The sequence below is a fragment of the Mesorhizobium sp. CNPSo 4661 genome, from assembly GCF_057784215.1.
In genome coordinates, this window is the sequence record NZ_JBWGIO010000052.1 from 1 (window position 1) to 9,544 (window position 9,544).

6 protein-coding genes and 7 pseudogenes are annotated in these 9,544 nt (G+C 55.1%); 3 read left to right on the top strand and 10 right to left on the bottom strand.

All coding sequences use genetic code 11. From position 1 onward, the window contains the following. Together glyA and AC0YKC_RS33525 are read right to left on the bottom strand one after the other, a co-directional pair. Positions 1–839, bottom strand: a pseudogene (glyA, locus tag AC0YKC_RS33520) (serine hydroxymethyltransferase); the annotation flags it as partial. A gap of 491 nt (positions 840–1,330) precedes the next feature. Next, positions 1,331–1,764, bottom strand: a pseudogene (locus AC0YKC_RS33525) (ISAzo13-like element transposase-related protein); the annotation flags it as partial. 6 nt (positions 1,765–1,770) lie between these two features. On the opposite strand from AC0YKC_RS33525, the pseudogene AC0YKC_RS33530 reads away from it, so the two are divergent. Beyond that, a pseudogene (locus tag AC0YKC_RS33530) lies at positions 1,771–1,956 on the top strand (Lrp/AsnC ligand binding domain-containing protein); the annotation flags it as partial. Between the two features lie 144 nt (positions 1,957–2,100). Here AC0YKC_RS33530 and AC0YKC_RS33535 read toward each other — a convergent pair. Next, positions 2,101–2,592 carry a GNAT family N-acetyltransferase gene (locus tag AC0YKC_RS33535; RefSeq protein ID WP_488514185.1) on the bottom strand — a complete coding sequence of 164 codons (492 nt, stop codon included), beginning with the start codon at positions 2,590–2,592 and terminating at the stop codon, positions 2,101–2,103. 159 nt (positions 2,593–2,751) lie between these two features. On the opposite strand from AC0YKC_RS33535, the pseudogene AC0YKC_RS33540 reads away from it, so the two are divergent. Next, positions 2,752–2,859 (top strand): annotated as a pseudogene (locus AC0YKC_RS33540) (transposase); the annotation flags it as partial. Positions 2,860–2,954: 95 nt separating this feature from the next. On the opposite strand, the pseudogene AC0YKC_RS33545 reads toward AC0YKC_RS33540, so the two are convergent. Beyond that, a pseudogene (locus tag AC0YKC_RS33545) lies at positions 2,955–3,252 on the bottom strand (IS5/IS1182 family transposase); the annotation flags it as partial. A gap of 268 nt (positions 3,253–3,520) precedes the next feature. Further along, positions 3,521–3,768, bottom strand: a pseudogene (locus AC0YKC_RS33550) (IS110 family transposase); the annotation flags it as partial. Positions 3,769–4,195: 427 nt separating this feature from the next. On the opposite strand from AC0YKC_RS33550, the gene AC0YKC_RS33555 reads away from it, so the two are divergent. After that, a complete protein-coding gene (locus AC0YKC_RS33555; RefSeq protein WP_488514186.1) occupies positions 4,196–4,705 on the top strand; it encodes a CmcI family methyltransferase in 510 nt (169 codons plus the stop codon). Positions 4,706–5,321: 616 nt separating this feature from the next. On the opposite strand, the gene AC0YKC_RS33560 is transcribed toward AC0YKC_RS33555, so the two are convergent. From AC0YKC_RS33560 to AC0YKC_RS33580, 5 genes and pseudogenes are all read right to left on the bottom strand, one after another. Then, on the bottom strand, positions 5,322–6,023 hold the full coding sequence (locus AC0YKC_RS33560) for an alpha/beta hydrolase family protein (protein WP_488514187.1): 702 nt from the start codon (positions 6,021–6,023) through the stop codon (positions 5,322–5,324). Between the two features lie 210 nt (positions 6,024–6,233). Further along, positions 6,234–7,451, bottom strand: coding sequence for an NAD(P)/FAD-dependent oxidoreductase (locus AC0YKC_RS33565; protein WP_488514188.1), 1,218 nt, complete (start codon positions 7,449–7,451; stop codon positions 6,234–6,236). A gap of 61 nt (positions 7,452–7,512) precedes the next feature. Continuing rightward, positions 7,513–7,830 (bottom strand): 2Fe-2S iron-sulfur cluster-binding protein, encoded by a 318-nt coding sequence (locus AC0YKC_RS33570; RefSeq protein ID WP_488514189.1) that lies wholly within the window; start codon positions 7,828–7,830, stop codon positions 7,513–7,515. A 10-nt stretch (positions 7,831–7,840) separates the two neighbouring features. Continuing rightward, complete coding sequence (locus AC0YKC_RS33575) at positions 7,841–9,064, bottom strand: cytochrome P450 (protein WP_488514190.1); 1,224 nt, start codon at positions 9,062–9,064, stop codon at positions 7,841–7,843. A gap of 288 nt (positions 9,065–9,352) precedes the next feature. Beyond that, positions 9,353–9,544: pseudogene (locus AC0YKC_RS33580) on the bottom strand (ectoine/hydroxyectoine ABC transporter ATP-binding protein EhuA); the annotation flags it as partial.

Sequence of the window (9,544 nt, forward strand, 5' to 3'; positions counted from 1 at the left end):
ACCGCCCGATCTATTCGCTTGGCGAGATTGACTTTGCTGTTTGGATGATACGCCGCTTGATAGCGATCTTCATTTCTTGACAGAATGAAGCCCCCGCGCGGCCCCCGTATTGACTTATGAGACGTGCTGCTGACGACGTCGCAATATGCTACGGGATTGGGATGCGCTCCTGCGGCAACCAGGCCGCTAATGTGCGCGATGTCGGCCACGAGATAGGAGTTCACCTCCAGAGCAATTTCTGCCATTGCCGCGTAGTCAAAGACACGCGGATAAGCGGTTCCACCCATCCAAATGAGCCGCGGCCGTTCCCGCTTAGCTGTCTCGCGCAAGCGGTCATAGTCAATTTGCTGCGTTTTTTCGTGCAGCCCATAGGGAACGCGTCGATAGTCTGTTCCGGAAAAGTTGATGGCCCAACCGTGGGTTAGATGCCCCCCTTCCGGAAGTGCTAAGCCCATGACTTTGGCGCAGGGCTTCAAAAGCGCGCGATAGACAGCCTGATTGGCCGGCGAGCCGGAATAGGGCTGGACGTTGGCGTGTTCGCTGCCAAATAGGTTATTCAAGCGCTCAATGGCGAGGTTCTCAAGCTCATCGACGATCTCGTTTCCCGCGTAGTAGCGCGCACCCGGGTACCCCTCGGCATACTTGTTTGTGAAAATCGACCCGGTCGCTTCCAGAACTGACGATGAGGCAAAGTTTTCAGAAGCGATTAGTTTGAGCGTCGTGCGCTTCTGTCGCTGTTGTCTCTGAAGCAGTTCGTGAACACGGCTATCAACCGCGGCTAAGGAAGAGCGTCCGTAAGTGTCGGGCTGCGCGATGGCGAGATCGGCGGAGTTGTCCATCGTGGGTTCTCGCTCCAACTGGATCGATCTATTTCGCGATCAAGCAGGCTGCCCGCTTCGGCTGCTCGTCTCGTATCGCTTCGAGTCGTTTTAGGTCTCGTTCATGATGGCCATCGCAGTGGGGCAGGAGATCGACTAGCAATTGGATCAGACCGCCGTCCTTGCCTCCTGCTTTGACATGATAGGATCGCCACGGGCGTTGTTCGTTGCAGCAAAGAAAGTCCGCTCTGGCAAGTAGCCGGACATGTCGCACAACGCGATCGCGACGTAGATCCAAAATGTCTGCCAGCTCGCAGACAGTTAGGTCTGCATGCGCGCAAAGGCCCAGGATTCGAAGGCGATCAAGATGCGCTGCCGTCCGTAGGCGACTGACCAGTGTCATCATTGTTCAGCATAAAGTCATATGGAGAGACTGGATACTCGTTGCACTGAATTTGCCATCTGGCGATCTCCGCAGAAGCCGCAGCCTTCAAACCAAATTAGGTCGTTGCTTACCACTCCCAGCGGTCCGGAGTTGCTAAGAGTCTGTGAAGTTCTTTGAAAGATCTGTTGCAACGCCTGCACGCGATTAGGCGACCGGCATGATTTGCGTCCTGGTTTAGCGGAACTGTGGGTCGTAGCTCGTGATGCGATGCATGATCACCGCCTTGGCGGGCGAGTGCAACGATGGCTTTCTGCTGGCTGCGCCGCTTGGCGACGTTCATCGCCCAGGAGCATTTCGTTACGTCGAGCCCCTTGGAATTGCGGAGGCCTACACGATTGAGGCCCTTTTCGTAGGTGCGCGTGTCGAGGGACGCAGTCACCTTGAGGCCGGTCCTGGTCGTGGTCGCGCCGATCAACTCGACCACCGCCAGGCAGCTTTCGTGCGGTCGGCCCGCCAATTCTGAGTGATGTGACAGAACAGGCGGTGCTCGATCTTGTTCCAGACTGCCCTCAGGTGCAGCAATGCTACCACGTTACCGGAGAGGCAGACTTCATCCTTATCATTAATACCAGAGATATGGACGAGTATACATCTCTGACACGCCAATTATTTTTCAAGAAGGGAAACGTGAAGAGCTTCCGAACTTTCGTCATGATGGAAAAGGTTAAGGTGGCTGCTCCAATCCCGCTTTAGCCATCGCTACTCTCGACTTCAGCTTCCCCGCTTCACACTCAAGGTAGGGGTCAGTTGGAGGGTGTGAACGGGTATAGCATGAACGACTTGAGCGCTTCGATGCTCAGCCAAGAGCCGACAAAGGAAGTCACAATAGTCAAAAATTCAGACGGGATCTATCACGCGTTCAAAGATATTTTGCAATCCAAAATTTTTGTCGTAGTAAGTAGCGCCAGTGTCACAAAACCCAGACGTTAGATAAAAATGTCTAACCATCAAATTATGTCGCTCAACTGCAAGCATGAGGCGCCCGACAGATGGGCGGTTTGTAGAAATCCATCGAAAGATAAGTCCAGCCGTCGCTTTTCCATATCCGTTACCTTGGTATCCTCGGCCCACGCGAAAGCTATGCAAGGTAATCACGCCCGGCGGGGCCCATTCAGGCAAGGCTGCTTTTTCACGCAGGACAAAGAAGCCAACGACCTGGTCGCGGACAACGACTGAGAATGGGTGCTCCAGGTGCGGGCGCGCGTTGCCTTGGAGCTCGGAGAAAACAACATCCAACGGGTCGACAAACTGTTCTTGTTCGGGCGCGAGCTTTAAGTGGGCGACGCGAGCTCGATCAAAAGGAGATAAGGTTTCCAGCTTCGCATGCATGCTAGGTCCATTCGGCGTCAGTTGTAAGCCTCTGATGAAGCAGGAATGAATGTCTCGCCCACCACCTGAATGTGGTAGGTAGCTCTTTCCGGCTCCAAATGGATGAGAGCAAAGCTTGTGCCAACTGAGCAGACCTAAGCTTCAAGGGTAACCGCTCTCTTCTGCAAGCTCAAGGAGTTCAAGCGCATCGCCATGCGAGCCGACAAGGACGATCAACGCTTCGCTGCAATGATCCATCTCGCCGCTGCAGTCATCAATTCCAGATGAATCCTCATAGGCCTTAGAGCAAATGACAGTGTCCGGCATTTTGCCGAAATGGCACTCCAACTCCAAGGCTGTCCGGGAATTACCGAAACACGTACGCGATAGCCGGCTTCGGCGCGGATGCGACTGATCTCGTTGCACTGATGGCCTTTTCCGCGTCGGGGATGACGCTCGCGAGCGTGTGGCCATCATTGAGATTGCCGGGCAGCGCTTTGCATGCAGGGCGAACCGACCGCCCTTTGAGCGCTTCAGCGTGGCCACCGACACCTTCACCCCGAACTCATAGGGCGCATGCGTCTCGCCCTTGCCGATGCATTCCACCTCGTGCGCGTGCAGGCTGTAGATCTTGCGGCCGCGCTGACGTTGACGTTGCTTGAGAGCGGCGGCAGCCTGATAGCCTGATAGCCTGATAGAGCATAGAGCGGGCATTTGACGAGCGCGTCCAGCCGGCGACCCGGCGAGCGATGTCGCGAATGGTCCCCGCTTGATAGAGCACCGAATTGCGCTGCATGGCAGAGTAGCACCTGAGCGGCATAGCGCCAGCGGCGGCCCAAAGATCGAGACCAGGATCAGCTCAATTGTATATTGTATAAGGCAGCTGATCAAGACAATGTCGGCGACAAGTCTCTGCTGAACACTTCATGTCGGAAATCACCATGAATACGATCTGCTGAATGACCCGTCGCATGCCTGCGGCCGATGCGTCGACTTCGGCGAAGAAGCGAACCTCTCCCTCCCGGCCCCCTTCCGCAATCGCGATGGCGTTCCTCAGCTTCGCGACCCGATTCCGACAAATGCTTCCCTATAATCTGCCACGGCTCGTCCTCCTATGATGAGGATCGGCTCGGATCGCCCGAGCAACCCTCGGACGCGCAGTGTAGGGCGAGCCACCTCATCGCCAGAGGCGGACATACGGTCTTACAGCAGAACCGCAGCTGGATCATCAGAAACAGAAGCATCCCCGCGGTCACGGTGATAATCGCTAGGAGAATTCGCTCCAGCACGTATAGCCACATTTTCTCAGCCCTACGAGATGGCTAAATCGTTGATGGCGTCCTGTGGCGCAAATGCCGAGCGTCTCGATGGTTGAGATTGCCATCGGACGCATTATCCTTTCGAAATCAGCATGTGAGGCGATCGCCTTAAGCTGCCACCATTTTCATACTTCATGCCTGATCGATGACGCTGATGTCCCGAACCCGACAAACGCGCCGACTCATTCCAGCGGGCATGCAGGCAGCGCTACGTTCTTACTCTCGTTGAAGCGAATGCGCATCTCATTCCGCGAGTGGCACGCCGATTGCGGGGATAAGGAGGCAGACGCGATAAGCAGAGACCTATGAAACTTACTTCCGGGTACAAGGCCTTTTGGGACGCCGCCCACGAGAACTATCCCGATCAGATAAAACCAGGCGGACTTCTTGATCAGGGGTGGCAAGAGTTCCTTCCTGACTGGCCGGGAATGTGTGACGCCATTAGCAACGTCCTGAATGCTGATCATTCTGACCGCTTTGCAAAGCCGTCCGGTCGGGCATGGATGCAGACTATCTTCCCATGGAGTGCTGACAAGCGCTCCACAAAAGCTGGAGCCCTAGCAAAGACTTATAAAGGGCTGATACTTCTCAAGCTTCCTTTTGACCTCGCTTTATATCCACGGCTCATTTGGGAACTTCAGCCAAGAACAATTCTAGAACTCGGATCATATCAGGGTGGCAGCGGACTATGGTTTGCTGATAACATGTCGGTGCTCTGTGATATACCCGGCGAAGTTCACTCTTTTGATTTATATACGAAATGTATTCACGAAAACGCAAAAAAAGCATCCATTGCTGACCTTTCATCAAGTTGACATTTCTGACGTCGCTAACTTCGATGAAAATTTGCCGAAGAGGCTACCCCATCCGTGGCTTGTGATCGACGACGTTAACGTCAACATTTTTTCGGTATTTTCTCATCTAAACAACTTCATGACATCAGGGGATTATTACGTAATAGAAGACGGCCCAGCGAAAACAAATGAAGAGATCATCAATGGATTTAAATTGATCGAACAGTCAGGATTCTTGATAGATACCTACTACACTGACGCGTTCGGAATTAATGTTACTTGCGCTCCGAATGCATGGCTTCGAAAGGCGTAAGCTCTGATAAGGTGCTTCGTCGGGCTCGCAATTCGGGTAGCACGTAGCTCGACCTGAATTGCGATCCAGGCGATGATGTCAACCACACGGAACGCGCCGCCTGGTGATCGCGGCTGTGAGGGTTATAGTACGCAAAGGAATCTGTCGCAAACTTGTCGAAAGGTCATTTGCTCGATGGCGGAGGCTCTTTTGTGGCTTCTCGCCGCCGGCCTGCAAAGTCAGCCGAAGGAACTCGAAGCATGATCCCTCCGATTGTTGACGGCCGACTAACTCGCCGCTGGCATTCCAAACTGTGGCAGATTGTCTTGCGGACCTCCACGTTGTTTAACCAACGATCTCTTTCGTGGCGATTTTCTTTTCGATCTGTTCGGTCGACAGTCCCTTCAAGGCCCATGCCACCACGTGCTGGCCCGTGGCATCCAGAATATGATTGTTGCCGAGTCCTTCGGTTCGAAAGAGGGTCACATCATGCCCTAGCGCCCTCGCCGCCTGATAGTAGTCCTCGAGGTTCAAAAACAGCGACAGCGCTGACTTGTCCTTTTCGTCGCCAATCACGAACAAACGACGGCCGGGATTTTTTGCGACCTTGGACAGATGCGCCACGGGATTGTAAATATCCTCTGAGCCGTCGTACCCACTGCGTTCCGGGCTACCCCTGCGTAGCCCATCCAAGGACAGGCAAGCGGCTGAAAATGCGACGCATTCCACATCGGGGAATTGTGTAAGCAAGTAACTGGCCACACTGCCGCCACCGGACTGTCCCGCAAATCCGTAGCGCTGGATATTGCGGCGTGCGATAAGCTGCCGGACAGCCCCTGCAACCAACTGCATCTCGCGCATCTGACGGGCCGCGCTGTGTTTGCCTGACGATCCGTAAAGACCCGGTCGGGCGATTTTGATGAATGGCACCCCGAGCGAAGCTGCTGCCGCACTCGCGTAGGCTTTTTGCCTGGCGGCGCTATTGTCCTCGTAGCCGGTCGGTTCTCCAAACCACAAGCGATCCCCATGAATATAGAACACGGCCATTGGGGTCTCTTCGGACAATCCGCATGACCAGTGGCGGATGCAGTCGCCTATTCCATCAACTTTCGATCCACAGGCCATTACCGCATGCCAAGCACTCAGCTTCACTACAAGCAGGTACGCCCACCGCTACGCTTTCGACAGAAAATATTTCATCATGTAGCTCTGACTCGGCTGTGGTAACCACGATGCTGCCCTCTACAATGCGGACGTCTAAGCCTTTAGGAGCGCCGAAATATTGAAATCGACGTCTCGGAGACTCCGCCTAGTAATCGCTTCGCTGCTCGCAAGAAGGCGGCGCGCCGCCATGTGGTCGCGGGGCCGATTGACACTTTCAACGCAGACGCAGGCGTCTTCTCGGAAATGAAATACAGAAAGATCCGAGTTCTCTCCATGCCGCGATTCGGAATCAGTCGCCCCGCTATACAGACCCGCAATCTGGATTTTTGACTCGTACTGATCGGACCAGAACCAAGGAACTGCACGGTAGACCTTGTCCCCACCAGCTATCGCGTTGCCAGCTATTCGGGCCTGATCGATCGCGTTCTGCACCGATTCAAGGCGGATCCCCGCCTGGTTAAACGGGCCAGTGAAGGTGGCGCAGTCGCCCGCCGCAAATACATTGCTTCTGGATGTTCGCGACCTATCGTCGACAATGATCCCGTTTGCCACATGCAACTCGAGCTGCTGCGCGAGCTCGAGATTCGCCTGAGACCCGACTCCAACAACGACGATATCTGCTTTAAGTATCGAGCCATCTTCCATCTCGACACGATTGATAAGCCCGCCGGGCCCAATGACAGGACGCACCTTCCGCGAAGTGACTAAGTCCACCCCGTTTTGGGCATGAATTGCCGACAGCAATTTCGAAAGTTCCGGGGAGACGGCGCGAGCTAGAACACGGTCGGCAGCTTCCACTACCGTCACGTGTCTGTTTTGCCGAACAATGGCCGATGCGACTTCGAGACCGATGAATCCGGCTCCGATGATCACCACGTTTTCCGCGTCAGAGATAGCCGAACGGAGTTTTCGGGCATCGGCAACATTTCGAACGTAGTGCACGTTGCCGGGGCAAATATCGAGGCCGGGCAGCGTGCGCGCACTGGCGCCGGTTGCCAGGGCGAGAGTGTCGAATGTGACGACAATGCCGTTCGAAAGCGTCGCACGATTCTCATGTCCATCGACCGAGACCACTCTAGTGCTCAGCTCTACCTCAATGGCCCTATCCCGGTAGAAAGCTTCCGCCCTTAGGGGCATGAGCTCCTCGCTAGCGTCCTTCAGATAGGACTTGGAAAGTGGCGGTCTATGATATGGAGGGTCATCTTCGTCGCTAACAATTACGATCTCTTCCGCATAGCCACTCGCGCGGGCCTGACACGCAAGCTCGGATGCGGCGTATGAACCGCCGACTATCAACAGACTCTTTCGCATAGCGCGTTCTTTCGCCGACGTTCGATCGTTGCAAATGTGGCGCTGAATGCGCCAGGTTGCGTTAGAACCCGGAACCGGGCGCCAGCCTTACAGTCAAACCATCGAGATCCTCGGTCAGCTTAATCCGGCACGAGAGGCGAGAGTTCTCCTGCCTCTCCTTGGCGACGTCCAGCATGGCATCCTCAACGTCGCTGACTGGCTGAAGCCGGCCGCTCCAATCATCTTGCACATAGACGTGACATGTTGCGCATGACGCACAGCCCCCACACTGGGCCGTGATGTTAAGGCCTGCGTCGCGGATCGCGCTCATAAGAGTTTTGCCCGACACGTCTCCGATTTCGACCCGAGCTCCGCCTTGGTCGTATACGACTATTTTCACCGTGGTTCCCTCAAAATAGAACGTTCAGTGGCCCGTAGGAACGGTGGGAATAGTTCCTAAAGCTCGGTGGCTCCGCCGAAGGATCGAGCCGCAGCTCAGGAACCCGTTCGATTAGAGCCTTCATGCCTTCCCGCATCAAGAGTCTAGCGAGATGCATGCCTGCGCAGAGTCGCGGCCCAACATTCAATGCGAGATGGTCTGTCGGTGCCTTTCTGTTGAGGTCCAAAGCATGAGGACAACTGTAGTGATGCGGGTCCCGGTTGGCGGCCGCATGCAGATTACAAATCGCGTCACCTTTCCTCAAAGTCACGCCCAAGACCGACACATCTCGGCTCGCAAGCCGAAAGCGCCACTGAACGGATCCCAACAGACGCAATGTTTCTTCCACAAATGCGTTGAGGGCTACACCCTCGTCGTTCGTGATTGCCTGCCTCGCTTCGGAATTTGTTAGATAGAGGTAGACCCCGTTGGCAATGGCGTTAGCCGTCGTTTCTCCGGCGCCAATGGCAGAACCTCGAGTGTTATGCAGAGCCTCCTCTACTCCGAAACCGGGATAATCCTTCTCGCCCTGGGACCAGAGCAGACTTATGAAGTCGTCTCCGCGCTTGTCTTTTCGCTCAAGTACGAGGGGTAAGAAGAGTTCGTTCAGCTTATCTGAAGCGTGTTGTGCCTTCCGCATCAATTCGCCGTCGGCAACTTTCATGCCAAGCCAGGCCACAATGTCCTTGTGCCACTCTGCAATGTGCTTGACGAGCGCGTCATCTTTCCACGGGAGTCCAAACATCGAAGCCATCACCCGCTCCGGGATGGCCTGCGCGTACTCAGTAACGAGCTCGGCTTTTCCTCTTTCCTGAAACCGGTCTATGGCATCATTGACAACAGGCAGCACGTGATCAACGCGATATTGTGCCATAGCACTGGGACTAAGCAGTTTGAGATACACCCGGCGCATGGCTGCGTGTTTCTCACCCGTCAAAACCGTAAGCCCCGTTGCGCCCCCATCGATTTCGAGGGTCTTCGCATTGGCGCCGGCGTACATCGTCGGAAAACTGTCTTCATCAGTTTCTATGATCTTGCAGGCGTCGTAGCTTACTGCCAGCCAGCAGTTCATGCCCGGATCCCAAACCAATGGCCCGCGCTTACGGAGTTCATCATAGCTCGGGAAAGGATCGACGTTCGCAAGCGACAGCATTGACCAGTCGGTCGACGAAACTGGGGTCAGGGCATGGCTCATTCGAAACATCCTTTAATGTCGAAAACCGACGTGGCGTCTGATTTAGGTTGCCGCCCACGAACCTTTCAAAGTTTTGGGACCATCCGGCAGAGGCGGGCGTTCGGCTTGCACCCTTGGAAGGCCTAGCAAACATAAGGGCGATGGGAGCAAGTTTTCGCTCAAAACCGCACCATTGGTGAAACGTCCTGTGCACTGCTTCGATACTGCTGAAATATACCGCTCCAGCAAGACGGGGCCGATGAAAGATCGACAAATGGCTGGGGCGTGCCCGCCGGAACCGGTCTTAAATCAGACCGCTTCCTTGACGGCGCTGAGGAACTGTTGGGTGCGTTTGCGCTGCGGGTTTCCGAACAGCTGTTCTGGCGTGCCCTGCTCCTCGATCCTGCCGCCGAAGAAGAAGCAGACACGATCGGCGATGTCGCGGGCGAAGCCCATTTGGTGCGTGACCATCAGCATGGTCAGGCTGTAATCCGACACCAG

What these genes read in the sequence shown, in the direction of transcription:
- AC0YKC_RS33535 (WP_488514185.1), bottom strand. Translation starts at nt 2,592, where the DNA reads ATGCATGCGAAGCTGGAAACCTTATCTCCTTTTGATCGAGCTCGCGTC.
- AC0YKC_RS33555 (WP_488514186.1), top strand. Translation starts at nt 4,196, where the DNA reads ATGAAACTTACTTCCGGGTACAAGGCCTTTTGGGACGCCGCCCACGAG.
- AC0YKC_RS33560 (WP_488514187.1), bottom strand. Translation starts at nt 6,023, where the DNA reads ATGGCCGTGTTCTATATTCATGGGGATCGCTTGTGGTTTGGAGAACCG.
- AC0YKC_RS33565 (WP_488514188.1), bottom strand. Translation starts at nt 7,451, where the DNA reads ATGCGAAAGAGTCTGTTGATAGTCGGCGGTTCATACGCCGCATCCGAG.
- AC0YKC_RS33575 (WP_488514190.1), bottom strand. Translation starts at nt 9,064, where the DNA reads ATGAGCCATGCCCTGACCCCAGTTTCGTCGACCGACTGGTCAATGCTG.